This is a genomic window from Actinophytocola sediminis (assembly GCF_054779715.1).
In genome coordinates this window covers 45,955-61,766 of the sequence record NZ_BAAGXS010000019.1, presented here as the reverse complement: position 1 = coordinate 61,766, position 15,812 = coordinate 45,955, and the positions used below count along the sequence as shown (strand labels likewise).

Here is a 15,812-nt window from a genome sequence, read left to right as displayed (position 1 = left end):
TCCTTACCTCTGGTCCTCGCGCGCGTCCGCGACGGTCTCGCCGGGAATCACCTCGCAGGGCACGAGCACACTCGTGGCGCGCTGTGCCGGGTCCGCCACCATCGCGACGAGCGCGTCGATCGCGAGCCGGCCGATCTGCTTGCGCGGCACCTGCAGGCAGTCCCAGACCGCGCTGGTGCCCGGCCACACGCCCTCCAGCACCGCGACCGACAGGTCGCCGGGAATGGTCCGGCCGCGGGCCGCCAGACCGGTGCGCAGCTGCTCGGCCAGCCGCACGCTCTCCGCGACCACCGCGGTCTCCGGCCCGGCGACCAGGTCGTCGAGCCACTCCTGGGTCAGGTCCGGCTCGCCCCGGGACCCCGGGGAGCGGTCGGTCAACCTCAGCCGGCGCACCGCCTCGGTGTAGCCTGCCCGGCGGTCCTGGTAGGACTCCTGGTCGAACGGCTCACGGACGTAGGCGATGTGGCGGTGGCCGCGCCGGGCCAGGGTGTCGACGATCGCGCCCGCCGCGTCGGCGTAGTCCGGCACGATGCACGGGATGTCCGCGCCAGGCACCTCACGGCGTCCGATGTGGACGAACAGGTAGTCCTCGGCGGCGAGCCGGGCGAGCTCCTCCCGGTCGGTGGCGACACCGAGCAGCACGCTGCCGTCGGCCAGGTTGAGCCGGTTGGTGCCGTCGCGGTAGATGCGGCGGCGGCCGTCCCTGGCGCCGGTGGAGGTGAACAGCACCAGGTCGTAGCCGAGTTCCTCGGCGCGTTCCTCGATGCCGAGCAGGAACTCGAAGTAGAAGTCGCTGCGGGCGTGCGGGAACACCGATTCGAACGTGTGCACGCCGAGCAGCCGGTTGCTCTTGTTGCGCAGGTTGCGGGCCGCGGCGTTGGGTACGTAGCCCAGCTCCCTGATGACGTCGAGGATCCGCTGCCGGGTCTCCACCGGGATGCGGGCGGCGTCCGCGTCGCCGCTGATCACCCGGGACACCGCCGACTGCGACACCCCGGCCGCCCTGGCGACGTCCGACTGTCTCGGCGCTCTGCGTTTCGTGGTCACGTGGCCTCCTGTCCGTCGAGCAGCCAGCAGTGTGCCCACTGTCCACTGGGGATGGTCGTGCGGGGCGGTGCCTTGGTGCGGCACCGCGCCATCGCGAACGGGCAGCGGGGGTGGAACCGGCAGCCCGCCGGCGGGTCGATGAGGCTGGGCGGCTCCCCCAGCTCGTCGGCACCGTCGAACAGCGCCGCGCGGCCCCGGTCCGGGTCGGGTGAGGACTCGATCAGCAGCCGCGTGTACGGGTGCAGCGGCTGCGCGAGCACCGCTTCCTTCTGGCCGCCCTCGACCATCCGGCCCGCGTACATCACGACGATCTCGTCGCACAGGTAGCGGGCGCTCGCGATGTCGTGGGTGATGTAGAGCAGCGCGAGGCCCTCCTCCGCCCGCAGCCGCGCGAGCAGGTTGAGCATGTCCAGCCGGATCGACACGTCGAGCATGGAGATCGGCTCGTCGCCGAGCAGCACCGCCGGTTCGACGGCGAGTGCGCGGGCGATCACCACGCGCTGCCGCTGTCCACCGGACAGTTCGTGCGGGAACTTGTCGACGAAGTCGTGCGCCGGCACCAGGCTGACCCGTTCCAGCAGGGTGTGGATCCGCCGCTCCAGTTCGGCTCGATCCCTGACTCCGTGGTGCAGCCGCAGCGCGCGCTCGAGGTTGTAGCGCACCCGGTGCAGCGGGTTCAGCGAGCCGAACGGGTCCTGGAAGATCAGCTGCACGTCGCGGTGGTAGGCGCGGTCGCCGCGTCTGCCGACCGGTTCGCCCCGCAGCCGGATCTCCCCGGAGGTTGGCCGATGGAAGCGGGCCAGCAGCCGGGCGAGGGTGGTCTTGCCGCTGCCGCTCTCCCCCACCAGCGCGACGATCCCGCCCGGCCGCAACGCCAGCGTCGCGTTCTCGACCGCACGCACCACGGCGGTCCTCCCGAACGCGTCGCGCACGGTGAAGTCCATGGTCACGTCCCTGGCTTCCAGGATCGGGGCGGTCATCGGGGTTCTCCGATCTCGTGCAGCCGGCAGGCCACCTCTCCGTCATCCACTGTGGACAGCACGGGCAGGTGCTCGTCGCAGCCGGTGAACCGGTCGGCACAACGCGGGTGGAACGGGCAGCCGCTCGGTGGGTGGCGCAGGTCGGGTGGGCTGCCGGGGATGCCCGACAGCGCGCGCAGTGGCGCCGACAGCGGCGGAAACGAGTCCCGTAGGCCGCGGGTGTACGGGTGGCGGGGCGCGCGGTAGATCGACTCCGCCGACCCGATCTCCACCACCCGGCCCGCGTACATGATCGCGATCCGGTCGGCCAGTTCCAGCAGCAGCGACAGGTCGTGGGTCACGAACAGCACCGCGAACCCCAGTTCGGCGCGCAGCCGCAGCACCTGGGCCAGGATCTGCCGCTGCATCACCACGTCCACCGCGGTGGTCGGCTCGTCCATCACCACCAGTTCCGGTCGGCAGGCCAGCGCGAGCGCGATCGTGGCCCGCTGGCGCATACCGCCGGACAGCTCGTGCGGGTAGCCGCGGACCCGGTCGGCGGAGATGCCGACCATGCCGAGCAACTCGACCGCGCGCTCGCGGGCCGCTCGCCTGGACAGCCCGGGCTCGTGTGCCCGCAACACGTCGACGAACTGGGCGCCGAGCCGCGCGACCGGGTTGAGCGCGTCCATGGCACTCTGCAGCACGATCGACAGCGAGGTCCAGCGCAGCTTGCGCAACCGCCGCCGCGGCAACGACACCAGGTCGACGGCCGCCCCGCCGTCCCTGGGGTGGAACAGGATCCGACCGCCGGTGGTGACCGATGGCGGCCGCTGCAGCCGGGTCAGCGCGGTGATCAGGGTCGACTTGCCGGCCCCGGACTCGCCGGCGACGCCGAGGATCTCGCCGCGCCGCAACGAGAACGACACGTCGACACAGGCGCGTACCGGCTCGCCGTCGGTCACGTACTCGACGTTGAGCCCCTCGACGTCCAGGACCGTCGCGGTGCCGACCGCGGTCACCTCGTCGTGCGTCCGCACCGACATCACGCCTCCCCACCAGCCACGCGGGCCGCGACACGGGCCCGCTTGGTGGCCGACCTGGTCGCGGCCCGCAGCTTCGGGTTCGCCAGTTCGTCCACCCCGAAGTTCACCAACGCGGCGGCGGTGCCGATCAACGCGATGCACAGCCCCGGCGGCACGAACCACCACCACAGCCCGCGCAGGACGGCGCTCTGCTGCTGGGCGGCCTGGATCATCGTGCCCCAGCTGATCGCCGACGAGTCGGTGATGCCGAGGAACGCGAGCCCGGCCTCGGCCATGATGCCGCCGATCATGGCGTGCAGGAACATCGACGCGATCAGGCCGGACAGGTGCGGCAGCACCTCGAAGAACATCAGCCGCCGCCGCTTCTCGCCGAGCATCCGCATGGCGACCAGGAAGTCCCGGTTGGCGAGCGAGAGTGACTGCGCCCGCAGTGTGCGCGCCCCACCCGGCCAGCCCAGCAGGCCGATGACGAGCGCGATCACCCACAACCCGGTGCCCTGCAGGTATCCGGCGATGATCAGCAGCAGCGGCAGGCCGGGCAGCACCAGCACGATGTTGGTGAGCAGGTTCAGCACGTTGTCGACGGCGCCGCCGAAGTACCCGCCGGTGACGCCGACCACGATCGCGAGCGCGGTGCCGATGGTCGCGGCGACCACACCGACGAACAGCGACCCCCGCGCGCCCGCGATCACCTGCGCCAGCACGTCCTGCCCGAACTGGGTGGTACCGAGCAGGTGGTCGCCGCCGGGCGGGGCGGCGATGGCGGTGATGTCGTTGGCCCTCGGGTCGACGCCGAGGAGGTCCTCGGTCAGCCACGGCCCGAAGATCGCCAGGAACGCGAAGAACCCCAGCGCCGACAGGCCGACGCGGACCTTCCAGCCGCGCAGGAACATGCTCATCGGCCCTCCCGGATCCTCGGGTCGAGCCACGCGTAGACCGAGTCGGCGAGCAGGTTCGCGACCAGCACGGTGATGGTGATCAACAGGAAGACACCCTGCATCACCGGGTAGTCGCGCTGGTTGAGCGCCGAGTACAGCAGGTATCCCATACCGGGGTAGCTGAACACGATCTCGGTGAGCAGCGCGCCGCCGAGCACGCCGCCAAGTGCCAGCGCGAACCCGGTGAAGTTCGGCAGGATCGCGTTGCGGGCCGCGTACCTCAACATCACCCGGCGCGTCGAGAGCCCCTTGGCCATGGCCAGCAACACGTAGTCCTCCCGCACGGTCGTGACCATCATGTTGCGCATGCCGAGCAGCCAGCCGCCGAACGCGGAGAACACGATGGTCACCGCGGGCAGCACGCCGTAGTGCAACACCGACAGGAAGTACGCCGGGCCGCTCGCGGCGTCCGGGTCGTACCCGCCGGACAGCGGGAACCAGCCGAGGAGGAAACCGAAGGCCCACAGGGCGAGCAGCGCCACCCAGAAGTACGGCACCGACGACACGAACGTCGTGAGTGGACTCACGACCGCGTCGAACCGGCCGCCCGCCCGCCAGCCGGCGAGCACCCCGAGACCGGTGCCGAGCACGAACGCGAGCACGGTCGTCGCGCCGACCAGCCCGACCGTCCACAGCAGACTCTGCGCGAGCAGGTCGCTCACCGGGGTCGGGAAGCTCTGCACGGACACGCCGAAGTCGAAGCGGAGGAGCTGGCCGAGATAGGCGAGGTACTGCTGGGCCAGGTTCGCGTCCGGGTCGCCGAAGAGGCGCTGGATCGACTCCACCGCGCTCGGCGACACCTGCTGACCGCTCACCCGCTCCAGCCGCTCGATGATGCCGAGCGCGGCGTCGCCCGGCATCAGGCGCGGCAGCAGGAAGTTCAGCGTCACCGCCGACCACAGGGCCGCCAGGTAGAACCCGATCCTGCGGCCGAGGAACCGCCACCGGCGGACCGCTTTCGCGGCCATGGCCGGCGGTGCCGTCGTGGAGGTCACTTCGCGCCCGTCGGGGTCAGGCCGAGCAGCGTGCGGGTGGCGTCGGGGCCGAGGTCGGGGAACGGCACGCGGTCGAAGTCGTCGGGCGCCGGCCAGCCACCCCATCGCGTGGAGTTGATGTTGATGAACCAGTAGGAGTTGTAGATCGGCGCGAACGGCACCTGCTCGACGACGACCGTCTGCGCGTCCTGCGCCAGGTCCTTGAGCTTCGCCTGGTCGTCGGTGCTGGCCATCGCCTGGATCGCGGCGTCGAGGTCGCCGTTGTCGAACCGGCCGAAGTTCGCGGGCGCCTTCTGCCCCAACGGTTTGCGGTACACGCTGTTGAACCCGGCATAGGTGGCGAACACCCCCGGCCCGCCGATCTCCGCGACGGTGAGGTCGAACTCGCCGAGTTGCTGCTGCTCGTAGAGGTTCACCGACGGCACACCGACCGTCTTCACGGTGAGACCGAAGGTCTGCTGCCAACTGCTGACGATGATGTCGGCGTAGGCACCCCAGCCGTAGTCCTGGTTGAACGACAGCGTCGGAGTGAAACTCCGCCCGTCCTTGACCAGTGCGCCGTCCTGGACGGTGAACCCACCGTCCGCCAGGGCTTTCCGCGCGCCGGTCAGGTCGACGGCCGGGTCGGTGCCGCGGTAGTCGGACTTGAGCCAGTCCCCGTAGACCTGCTCGGCCAGGCCGGTCGGGCCGGCCTCGGTGCCCGGCCGGTTGAGGGTGGCCACGATGTCGGTGCGCGGGATCGCGAGCGACAGCGCGCGCCGTAGGTCCGGGTCGTCGAACGGGGCCCTGGCGGCGTTGAACACCAGCGCGTAGGCCCGGCCCGTCGCGTACTGCTGGTACTGGTGGTGTTCGGGATCGACGGCCACGTACTCCTTGTCCGCGCCGGGCCAGGAGGTCGCCGCCCAGTCCACCTCACCACGCAGCAGCTGCGCCTTCACCGCGTCCTGACTGGTCGGGATGATCTTGACGGTCTTCATCTTCGGCGCGCCACCCCAGTAGTCGGCGCGGGTGGCGAGGGTGACCTGTTGGGCGGAGAAGGTCGCGAGCGTCACCGGTCCGGTGCCGACCGGGTCCGGGTTGGTCCACGTGTTGAGGTCCTGTGCGGCCCAGATGTGCTTGGGCACCACCGGAAGCTGCGGGTTGGCGAACTGGTTCAGCTCGCTGTACGCGGGCTGTGCGAAGTGGACGGCGACGGTCCGGTCGTCGACCTTCGCCACGGACTCGTAGGTGACCCCGGCGATGTTGAACTGGGGCTGCTCGATCGGCAGGCTCAGCGAGAACAGCACGTCGTCGACGGTGAGCGGCTTCCCGTCGGAGAACGTGACGCCCTGGCGGAGGGTGAAGTTCAGCGTGGCACCGCCGTCGGCGAACGCCCACTTCTCGGCGAGCCACGGTTTCGTGGTGGCGCCGTCGCTGTAGTCCGTCCGCACGAGCGGCTCGTAGATCAGGCTCGCACCAGGGGTTTTCTGCGTGGCCGGGCCGACAACGTTGAAGTTGCGCGGGTAGGTCGTGCCGGCGTCGGTCTTGGCGATGACCAGGGTGTCGGCGCCACCGCCGCCCGCGCTCTTCGGCGCCGCGCACGCCCCGGCGGCGACCAGGGCGACCGCGGTCGTGAGCAGCAACGCACGCCTGGTCATCGGGTTGGACGGCACCATATCGGTCACCCTGCTCCTTTGCCGGGATTTTGGCTCTGCATACGTATGAGCAACGCTCCGCGCCGAACCGGCTGGAGTGTGCTACTACGTATGAGCACGAATGTTAGGCAGCCCACACGCCGCCCGTCAAGAACGAGTCCGGCGCCCTCACCCGGTGAGGGGTGAGGGCGCCGGCCCGGTTGGTGTGCTCGCGTCAGGCGATCAGCGTTGCAGCGTCAGCAGTCCTGGCCGGTAGGGCAGCAGGCCGTAGTCGCCGCCGGAGTTGGGACTACGCCCCTGGTAGAGGAGCTGCAGGTTGCAGGGGTCGATGGTCTTGGTCTGGTCGGGGTTGCTGCGGATCAGGTCGCCGTGGCTGATGTCGTTGGTCCAGGTGGCACCGCTGTTCGCCTTGCCGGCAAAGGGGTTGCTCTCGGAGGCGGCCTGCGGTGTCCACGATCCGCCAAGGCTGCTGGATGTGAACGAGCGGAAGTAGCGCCCGTTGCTCCCGATCGCCTCGACGATCATCAGGTACTGGTTCTGGCCATCGACCTTGTAGACCTCGACGCCTTCGAACAGGTTGTTCGTCGAGTCACTCATGATCGTCGTGTAGGACGAGCCGAAGTTGCCGGGGAAGTTCCCGATGGCCATGGTGGACCGGTAGATCTTGCCGTTGTCGCCGGCGAAGAACAGGTACATGTTCGTGCCGTCACCGATGAGCGTCTGGTCGATGGGTCCGGTGCCGGAGCCGGTGATGCTCGCGGTGGAGAGGGTCTGCGGCGACGACCAGCCATTCGGGTTGGTGGGGTCACTCGACGTCCGATAGCTGAACGCGGGCCCACCCCACTGGTAGGCGAGCACCCAGATGTTCTTCGGCGCGAAGTAGAACAGCGTGGACGCGACGGCGCCGGAGTTCATCCCGTTCTGGCTGGCCGAACCCATGTCCGACCAGTTGGTGAAGGTGCTGAAGTTCATCGAGCCCCACGTCGTTCCCGTGTCGTGCGTCGTCGCGTAGACCAGGTGCCGGCCGTTGTGGACGACGTGGGTGAAGTCCTTGAGCGAGACCCACCCCTGCCTCGGGTTCGCCAGCGACCCCGTCGACGACCAGCGGTAGGTCGATGGGAGCGAGCACGAACCGGTCGGCGGGTCCTCCAGCAGGACGAGCTGCCATTGCTGGTTGGCCCCGCCCCAGTCGCTGTACTGGACCACGGCCGCGCCGTCCGCGGTCGACGCGCCGGTCACCTCAACGGCCTTGCCGCTGTTGCGGTTGATCAGCCGGACGTGGCCGCCGTCGGAGTCGGCGAGCTGGAACTGCTGGTTGGTTCCGTTGAGGTCGGTCCACTGCTGGACCCGCGCGCCGTCGGTGGTCGCCATGTTGCCGATGTCGAGGACCTTGCCGGAGTTCTTCGACTTCAGTCGGTAGAACCCGTTGCCGGAGTCCACGAACTGCCACTGCTGGTTGGCGCCGTCGTGGCGGGCCCACTGGTGAATCGCCGCGCCGTCCGCGGTGGACGTGTTGGAGACGTCCAACGCCTTGCCGCTGTTGCGGTTGATCAGTACGTACCACGCGGTCGTGTCCACGGTCGCGGCCGACGCCGCGCTGTTGTTGAACGCGACCGCCGCGGTACCCACGAGGACGGTCGCGAGCAGTACGACCAGCGCGCGCGCCCCACCGCGGCGTGCGGTCGGTGGGGCGTGACCCGGCGAACTCATGGTGGTTTTCATGACAGCTCCTCGTCGAGGTGAACAGCGGTGTCCGGGACGCCGGCTGCATGTTAGCGTTAACATTGGTGTCCGTGCGTACGCTCGACTCAATTGTTGAAGGAACGGTGAATCCCGCCGCCCCTGACATTGCCAGATCGTTAACAAACCTTCAAGGGGGCATTTGGGAGCGCTCACAAACCCACTGGCATGTCGTGGGTCGTCCGGTCCACCGCCGCGAGACGCCCGCGTTCCAGCACCGCCGCGACCGCGTAGCCCCCACCGCCCAGGATGGCCACCGTGGCGTAGACGCCCGCGGTGTCGAAGAACAGCGCCGCCGCACCGACCAGCGCCAGCCACGAGCCGAGCGCGTAGTGCAGGGTGTTGCGCCGCACCGCGCCCTCCGCGATGTTGAGCAACCCCACCAGCAGCACCGAACCCGCCGGCCACAGCACGTCCTGCAGCGCCGGCTCGTCGCGTGCGGTCGCCAGCCCCGTGATGGCCAGGAACAGCGCCGTGAACCCGGTGAACCACGCCGTCCCCAGCAACCGCTCGGCATGTCGCCTCGACGCGCCGGCCGTCCGCTGTGCGCGCACCCCCGCCCGCACGGCCAGCGTCAGCGCGGGCACGAGGCCCGCCGCCAACAGCACCAGCGGCACCCACACCGGCAGGGCGACCACCGGATCGTCCCCTTTGGACAGTGCGGCCGCGCCATGGCCGAACACGTACGCCAGCATGAACCCGGTGTACGCGGCACGGCTGTCGATCTCACCGGCCGGCGCGGTCACGTCGGGCCGCCCACGATCACGACCTTGCCCAGTACCGTCCGCGACTCCGCGAGCCGCAGCGCGTCGGCGGTGCGTTCCAGCGGGATCCTGGCCGCGATCCTCGGCTCCAGCGCCCCGTCGGCGATCAGCCGCAGTACCTGGGTCAGGTCCTCCGCGAGCCGGGCACGGAAGGCCCCGGCGCGGCGACGCCTGCCGGCCCAGAAGTTGTAGAACGTGGCGCTCCTGCCGTTGGGCAGGTAGTTCCACGCGTACAGGCGCGCGAACAACGCGAGCATCGGCAGCACGGCGTTGCCCTTCTCGTCCTTTGTGGAGGCTGAGCCGTAGTTGACCAGCGTGCCGCCACGGCGCAGCAGCCGCCACGACTGTTTCAGGCCAGCGCCACCAACGTGGTCGAAGACGGCGTCGACGCCATCGGGGGCCAGCTCGCGGATCCGGGGGTACAGGTCCTTGGCGCGGTAGTCCAGCGGGGTCGCACCCAGCGCGCGGATCGCGTCGTGGTGGCGGGGGGCCGCGGTGCCGATCACCCGGAGGCCGGCGTGGCGGGCCAGCTGCACGAGCGTCGAGCCGACACCGCCGTTGGCGCCGAGCACCACGACCGTGCCACCGGTCGGGACGCGGGCACTGCGGTGCAGCAGCTGCCAGGCCGTGATCCCGTTGACCCCCACGGTCTCGGCGGCCGCCGGGTCGACCCCGGCCGGCACCGCCACCAGGTCGGCCGCGTCGACGTGCAGGTGGCTGGCCCAGCCGCCGGTCTTGATGACCGCGGCGAACCGGCGGCCGGTGAGCGCCGGGTCCACGCCGGGACCCGTGCCGACGACCGTGCCGACCACGTCGTAGCCGGGGACGAACGGGAACGGCGGCTGGTCGTAGTACTTGCCAAGGCGCATCTGCTGCTCGGCGAACGACACCCCAGTCGCCTCCATGCGCAGGACGACCTGACCCTCGGCGGGTGGCGGCAGGTCGCGGGCCCGGACCCGCAGACCGTCCGGCTCGACCGGGCCGGGCAGCACGATCTCGGTGGCGCGGGTGGTGGTGGAGGTGGTCATGTCAGTTCTCCCGCGTGCCGGGCGCGGCGCTGCCCCGGTAGTCGTCCAGGCCGGCGACCAGCCCGGCGACGTCCGGGTTCTCCTGGTAGCGCCGCCGGTGGATCTCGGCGATCCGCGCGCCGAGCGCCGGGTCGGGGTCGTCGGTGATGTCGAACGACACGAACCGCTCGACCAGCGGCAGGCCGGCGCGGTCGATCTCGAGGTGTGCCGGGTGGTTCATCATCGCCTCGTAGCCCGCGAGGTCCTCGATCACCGAGACGGCGCCGAAGTCGTAGTCGCCGCCGATGTCGCGGCCGATGACGAAGGACGTGACCGTCGGCATCGACAGTGACGCGGCCCGCATGGCCGCGAGCCCGGCCGCCACCTCCTCGTCGGAGACGCCTGGCCTGAGGGAGAAGCGGATGCCGTGGTAGATCATCGAACGGTCCTTTCCAGGTGGGTGATCCGGGCGGCGGCGACCACCGCGCCCGCGACCATGACGGCCCCGGTCCAGGTGAAGGCGTCCGCGACGCCGACGGTCCGGACCAGGGGTTGCACGACCAGCGGGGAGACGAACTGGCCGAGGAAGATCCCCGCGACGAGCCCGCTGAAGACCCGGCCACGCCAGGCGGGCGGGGCGAGCTCGGACAGGCGCAGGGTGAGGTTGGGGATGGCGAAGCCGACACCGAGTCCGCCGGCGAGCAGGCCAGCGGCGATCCCCGCCACGGTGCCGGCACCGCCGACGAGCAGCCAGCCGACGCCGAGCAGCCCGACGCACAGCGCGTTGACCGCGCCCGGATCGAGCCGCCTACGCAGCGCCGGGAACCCGAACCCGCCGAGCATGCTCGTCAGGGTGCCGCCGGCGATCACGACGCCGACGAGAACGGGCCCGATCCCCCGCTCCGCCAACAGGAACGGCACCTGGGTCGGCGCCATGTAGAAGACCATCGTCGCGCCGAGCGCGAGCAGGTAGGTGCCGAGCACCGGACCGGTCATCGCGTGTCCGGCGGCCGCCGGGGCGGTCGTTCGCGGCCGGTCGTGCACCGCCACGAGCGCGCCCAGCGCGACCACCGCCGCCACGCCGTACAGCCAGAACGGAACCCGCCAGCCGATGGTCGCGAGCACCCCGGCGACCGGCAGGAACACCACGCCGGACAGGCTCGCGAAGACCTGCTGGCGCCCCAGGAACGAGGCCCGTGCCGGTCCGTCGAACCAGTCGGTGATCGTCGCGTTGACCGAGGTCATGATGCCGCCGACCGCCACGCCGAGCAGCGTTCTGGTCACCAGCAACAGGATCAGGTCGGTGGTGAAGTAGCCGGCGGTGCCGCTCACCGTGTACAGCAGCAGGCTCGCCACGAGCAGTGGGCGGCGGCCGGTGCGGTCGGCGACCAGCCCGGACAGCGGTGCGGTGACCGCCACGGCCAGCGACGTGCTGGTCATCGTGAGCCGCACCAGCAGCGGGGTGCCGTAGACCTGCTCCATCGCGGGCAGGCTGGGCGCGATGAGGGCCGGCGCCATGATGGTCAGGGTCGCCGCGGCCAGGATCGTGCCGCGGGCCAGGCGGGTCGGCGTCACGGGTGGTCGTGCCCGGCGGCCGGGACGCGGCCGATCCGCTCGCCCTCGCCCAGGACGACGAACTGGCCCATCATGCCCTCGTCCTCGTGGGTGAGCAGGTGACAGTGGTACATGTACGGCGAGTCCTGGTCGGCGTGGTCGCTGAACCGCATGGCGAGCCGGTATTCCTTGTCCGGCGGCAGCAGCACGGTGTCCTTCCAGCCGCGCAGCGGTGGTGGCGGTTGGCCGCCCGCGACCTCGATGACCTGGAACTGGACGTCGTGCACGTGGAAGTTGTGCGGGTAGCCGTTGGTGTTGACGACCTCCCAGATCTCCGTGGATCCCTTCCGTACGGCGAAGTCCACGCGGTCCATGGCCATCGTCTCGCCGTTGATCTCCCGCCCGGCGAGCTCGAACGACCGCACCTCGGCCACCTCGTCGGTGTCGACGTCGGGAGCGGCGCCGAGCACGGCGGGCACCTCGGTCGTGTCGGTGAGCCGGTCGGCGACCCGGAACTGGAGCACGTCGAAGCGGTCGGCGCCGCCGTTGAGCCGCGCCCCGAAGCCCTCGAGGCCCTCACCGCCAGGGTACGAGCGCAGTTCGGTGGTCTCGCCCGGCGTGAACGCGACGACGATCTCGACCCGCTCCCCCGGCGAGAGCTGCAGGCGGGTCGTCTCCCACGGCGCCGCGAGCAGGCCGCCGTCGGTGCCGATCAGGCGGAACCCGCGGTCGTCGGCGAAGCCGAAGTGGTAGATCCGGGCGTTGGACGCGTTGAGCAGCCGCAGCCGCACCAGTCTGGTGCTGACCTCGGTGTACGGACCGCGCACGCCGTTGACGAGGATCTCGTCGCCGAGTGCGCCGAGGTTGCCGAGGAACGGCACGGAGCCGTCGAACTGGTTGGCGTCGTCGAACGCGCGGTCCTGGACGATCAGCGGCAGGTCGTCCACACCGTAGGTGTCCGGCAGGTTCATGGCCGCGGTGGTGTCGTCGTCGAGGATGAACATCCCGCTCACGCCGAGGTACGCGTGCTCGGCGGTCTTCCCGTGCAGGTGGGGGTGGTACCACAGGGTGGCCGCCGGCTGCTCCACCGTCCATTTCGGATTCCAGACGTCGCCGGGGGCCACTGTCTGGTGTGGACCGCCGTCCATGGCCGCTGGCACGTGCATGCCGTGCCAGTGCAGCGACGTGGCCTCATGGAGTCCGTTGTGGACGTTGATGGCGACGTGCTCGCCTCGGCGCGCGCGGATCGTCGGACCGAGGAAGCTGCCGTTGACCCCCGCCGTCCTGGTGGCCTGCCCGTCGAGGAACCTGGTCTCGCCTGCGCGGATGTCGAGGTCGAAGACCCGGGTGCCGGCGGCGTCGACCCGGGAGTCGGCGATGGGCGGGATCGCGAGGCGCTCGCCGAAGTGGACCTCGCCCACGGTGTCCACACTGGCCTGTAGGTAGTAGACGCCGAGCGCGCCGGTGCCCACGACGAGCGGCACCACGATGGCGAGCAGGATCCGGAGCGACCGTCGGCGCCGGCGGGGCGATGGCTCGTTGGGCACGGTATGGCCTTTCCTGAGGGGAACTGGCGCGGAAAACCGTATTGACCGGCGGGCATGGACGTCTTCGGACGGCGGTGCCGTCTTCGGCCACTACCGCGGGAGGAGCCAAACCGGCTTCTCCTACCGTGGGAGGAGGCGTTCTCCCGCTCCGGCAGGCGAACTAGCATCGGCGGCATGCAGTTGCTGCCGCGCGGCCGCGAGGAGTTCGTCGTCCAGGCCGCCGTGCTCGGGTGTGTGTTCGAGGTGCTGAACTTCGCCTACACCAAGGAGTGGGGCTGGATCCTGGCCGCGCTGATGGCGCCCGCGCTGCTCGTCCGGATCGCGTGGCGGTCGATGCCTGGCTGGCTGCTGCTGACCTGGATGCTGGTGCCGACGCTCGTCGGCGACGCGTTCGTGGTCACCGAGACCGCGTACATGGTGGTGCTGACCGCGCTCTCGATCGTCGCGGCCACCAGCACGAGCCGGGCCGACACCGTCGCGATGGCCGTGTGCCTGGTGTCGCCGTTCTTCATCTGGGCGCTGAACACCAACGACTGGCACCGCGGGATCGGGGCGTGGCTGTGGTCGGCCGGGCTGCTGCTCGGGTGGGTACTTGGACGCCTGGTCGGCAGGCAGCAGGCGCTGATCGGCGAGCTGGAACGCACCCGGATCGAGCTGGCGGAGTCGGCGGTCGCCGCGGAACGGCAGCGCATCGCGCGGGACCTGCACGACCTCGTCGGGCACAGTTTCAGCGTGGTGCTGCTGCACCTGTCCGGCGCGCGGATGCAACTCACGACCTCCCCCGACGAGGCGGCGGCGGCGCTGCGGCAGGCCGAGGCGGTCGGCCGGACCGGCATGGACGCGCTGCGGGAGGCGCTGGCGCTGATGTACCGCGGCGACACCCATCCGCTGCCCAGCGGTGAGCTCGACCAGCTCGTCGCGACCTACCGGGACGCGGGCATGACCGTCACCCTCGACGTGGACGTTGAGGAAACCGGCGAGGAAACCGGCGAGGAAACCGGCGGGGAGATCTCGGCCGCACAGCGGATCGTGCTGCACGACATGCTCCGCGAGGCCCTCACCAACGTCGCCAAACACGCCAGCACGCCGGCGGCGGAGGTGCGGATCCGGGCGGGCCGGGACGGCGTCACGCTCCGGGTGCGCAGCCGGCTCGGCACCGCCACGAGCGCGCCGGGCGCCGGCATGGGGTTGTCCGGGCTGGAGCACCGGGTGACCGCCATCGACGGCACGTTCACCGCCGGCCCCGAACACGACCACTGGGTGCTGCGGGCCGGGCTGCCCGCGCGGGTGCCCGGACTGCCGGCGTGATCCGGGTGCTGCTGGTCGACGACCAGCCGATGGTCCGGGCCGGGCTCGGCCTGGTGCTGCGCAGCCAGCCGGACATCAGGGTGGTCGGCGAACGCGGCAACGGCGACGACATCGAGGCCGCGGTGACCGAGACCGCGCCGGACATCGTCTGCATGGACGTGCGGATGCCCGGCACGGACGGCGTGACGGCGACCCGGCGGCTGCACGCGGCGGCCGGGCCACCGGTGTGCATCCTGACCACGTTCGGCGACGAGGACGTGCTGTGGTCGGCGGTGGACGCGGGTGCCGCCGGGTTCGAGCTGAAGTCCGCGACGGCCGAGAACCTCATCGAGGCGGTGCGCACCGTGGCGGCCGGCGGCACGTGGATCGACGGGACCCTGCTGGGACCGATCCTGCGGTCCTACCGGCAGTTGGCCCGGCCGGCGCGGCGGCCGGACCTGCCGGCGACGCTGACCGAGCGAGAGACCGACGTGCTCCGCCTGATGGCCCGTGGCGCGTCGAACCGGGAGATCGCCGGGCAGCTCAACGTGGCGGAGACGACGGTGAAGACACACGTCGGCTCGCTGTTCACGAAACTGGGCACCCGGGACCGCGCGGCGGCGATCGTGTTCGCCTACGACGCGGGCCTGGTCCGGCCGAGGTCCTGAGGGTCAGGAGAGCCCGCGTGCGGTGATCAGCAGTGCCTCACCGACCGCGATCTCCAGGCAGGCGCGCTCGGCGTGGTCGGCGGGATCGGGGTGGAACGCGTGCTGCTCGACGGCTGCCCGGATCGCGGCGTTGATCATCGCGGCGTGCACGGTGGTGGTCAGGTCGGGGGCGGGTAGGCCGGCGCGGACGGCGAGCGCGTCGGCGAAGACCGGTTCGGCTTCGCGGTGGGCCGCCAGCCATACCGCGCGCAGGCCGGGTTCGGTGGTGGTCAGGCGCACCAGGTTCAACATGGCCGTTCTGTCCTCTGTGGACGCTTCGGCCGAGTGGCGGCGCATCGCCTCGACGAGTTCGGCAACGCCCTGGTCGGCACGCCAGGATCGCAGCCACCGCGCCGCCAGCTCCGTGCCGCCGGTGAGCAGGGGTTTGACGCAGCCTTCCTTGGTCGGGAAGTACCGCCACAGGGTGCGCACGGAGATACCGGCCCCGGCGGCGATCTCGTCGGCGGAGGTGGCGGCGACACCCCGATCGACGAACAGGTGCAGCGCGACTCGGGCGACCTCGTAGCGGGTCTCGGCCTTGCGCCGCTCGGTCAGCGGTGGTCGTCCGGTCCGTACCCGCATGTCAC

General features: G+C 70.8%; 15 protein-coding genes. 2 read left to right on the top strand and 13 right to left on the bottom strand.

From position 1 onward, the window contains the following. Positions 1–3 precede the first annotated feature (3 nt). From ACYVIP_RS12185 to ACYVIP_RS12130, 12 genes are all read right to left on the bottom strand, one after another. Positions 4–1,047 carry a LacI family DNA-binding transcriptional regulator gene (locus tag ACYVIP_RS12185; protein ID WP_460395336.1) on the bottom strand — a complete coding sequence of 348 codons (1,044 nt, stop codon included), beginning with the start codon at positions 1,045–1,047 and terminating at the stop codon, positions 4–6. Next, positions 1,044–2,027, bottom strand: coding sequence for an ABC transporter ATP-binding protein (locus tag ACYVIP_RS12180; RefSeq protein WP_460395334.1), 984 nt, complete (start codon positions 2,025–2,027; stop codon positions 1,044–1,046). Before ACYVIP_RS12180 ends, ACYVIP_RS12185 begins: the two co-directional genes overlap by 4 nt. Continuing rightward, positions 2,024–3,052, bottom strand: a complete 1,029-nt coding sequence (locus ACYVIP_RS12175; RefSeq protein WP_460395332.1) for an ABC transporter ATP-binding protein — start codon at positions 3,050–3,052, stop codon at positions 2,024–2,026. Before ACYVIP_RS12175 ends, ACYVIP_RS12180 begins: the two co-directional genes overlap by 4 nt. Then, positions 3,052–3,951, bottom strand: coding sequence for an ABC transporter permease (locus ACYVIP_RS12170; RefSeq protein ID WP_460395330.1), 900 nt, complete (start codon positions 3,949–3,951; stop codon positions 3,052–3,054). The genes ACYVIP_RS12175 and ACYVIP_RS12170 overlap by 1 nt, the downstream gene beginning before the upstream one ends. After that, complete coding sequence (locus ACYVIP_RS12165; RefSeq protein ID WP_460395328.1) at positions 3,948–4,985, bottom strand: ABC transporter permease; 1,038 nt, start codon at positions 4,983–4,985, stop codon at positions 3,948–3,950. The genes ACYVIP_RS12170 and ACYVIP_RS12165 overlap by 4 nt, the downstream gene beginning before the upstream one ends. Next, entirely contained in the window at positions 4,982–6,640 is a 1,659-nt protein-coding gene (locus ACYVIP_RS12160) for an ABC transporter substrate-binding protein (RefSeq protein ID WP_460395680.1), read from the bottom strand. The genes ACYVIP_RS12165 and ACYVIP_RS12160 overlap by 4 nt, the downstream gene beginning before the upstream one ends. 201 nt (positions 6,641–6,841) lie before the next feature. After that, entirely contained in the window at positions 6,842–8,341 is a 1,500-nt protein-coding gene (locus tag ACYVIP_RS12155; RefSeq protein ID WP_460395326.1) for a non-reducing end alpha-L-arabinofuranosidase family hydrolase, read from the bottom strand. 170 nt (positions 8,342–8,511) lie between these two features. Continuing rightward, complete coding sequence (locus tag ACYVIP_RS12150; protein WP_460395324.1) at positions 8,512–9,105, bottom strand: ABC transporter permease; 594 nt, start codon at positions 9,103–9,105, stop codon at positions 8,512–8,514. Next, positions 9,102–10,151: a medium chain dehydrogenase/reductase family protein gene (locus ACYVIP_RS12145; RefSeq protein WP_460395322.1), complete on the bottom strand. Its 1,050-nt coding sequence runs from the start codon at positions 10,149–10,151 to the stop codon at positions 9,102–9,104. Before ACYVIP_RS12145 ends, ACYVIP_RS12150 begins: the two co-directional genes overlap by 4 nt. A gap of 1 nt (position 10,152) precedes the next feature. Beyond that, positions 10,153–10,569 carry a Dabb family protein gene (locus tag ACYVIP_RS12140; protein WP_460395320.1) on the bottom strand — a complete coding sequence of 139 codons (417 nt, stop codon included), beginning with the start codon at positions 10,567–10,569 and terminating at the stop codon, positions 10,153–10,155. Beyond that, positions 10,566–11,705, bottom strand: a complete 1,140-nt coding sequence (locus tag ACYVIP_RS12135; protein WP_460395318.1) for an MFS transporter — start codon at positions 11,703–11,705, stop codon at positions 10,566–10,568. The genes ACYVIP_RS12140 and ACYVIP_RS12135 overlap by 4 nt, the downstream gene beginning before the upstream one ends. After that, entirely contained in the window at positions 11,702–13,231 is a 1,530-nt protein-coding gene (locus ACYVIP_RS12130; RefSeq protein ID WP_460395316.1) for a multicopper oxidase family protein, read from the bottom strand. The genes ACYVIP_RS12135 and ACYVIP_RS12130 overlap by 4 nt, the downstream gene beginning before the upstream one ends. Before the next feature lie 174 nt (positions 13,232–13,405). Here ACYVIP_RS12130 and ACYVIP_RS12125 point away from each other — a divergent pair, with 174 nt between their 5' ends. Both ACYVIP_RS12125 and ACYVIP_RS12120 read left to right on the top strand, forming a co-directional pair. Then, positions 13,406–14,539, top strand: coding sequence for a sensor histidine kinase (locus ACYVIP_RS12125; protein ID WP_460395314.1), 1,134 nt, complete (start codon positions 13,406–13,408; stop codon positions 14,537–14,539). Next, positions 14,536–15,186, top strand: coding sequence for a response regulator (locus ACYVIP_RS12120; protein WP_460395312.1), 651 nt, complete (start codon positions 14,536–14,538; stop codon positions 15,184–15,186). Before ACYVIP_RS12125 ends, ACYVIP_RS12120 begins: the two co-directional genes overlap by 4 nt. Before the next feature lie 3 nt (positions 15,187–15,189). Here ACYVIP_RS12120 and ACYVIP_RS12115 read toward each other — a convergent pair whose 3' ends face one another. Continuing rightward, on the bottom strand, positions 15,190–15,807 hold the full coding sequence (locus ACYVIP_RS12115; protein ID WP_460395310.1) for a TetR/AcrR family transcriptional regulator: 618 nt from the start codon (positions 15,805–15,807) through the stop codon (positions 15,190–15,192). Positions 15,808–15,812: the final 5 nt, after the last annotated feature.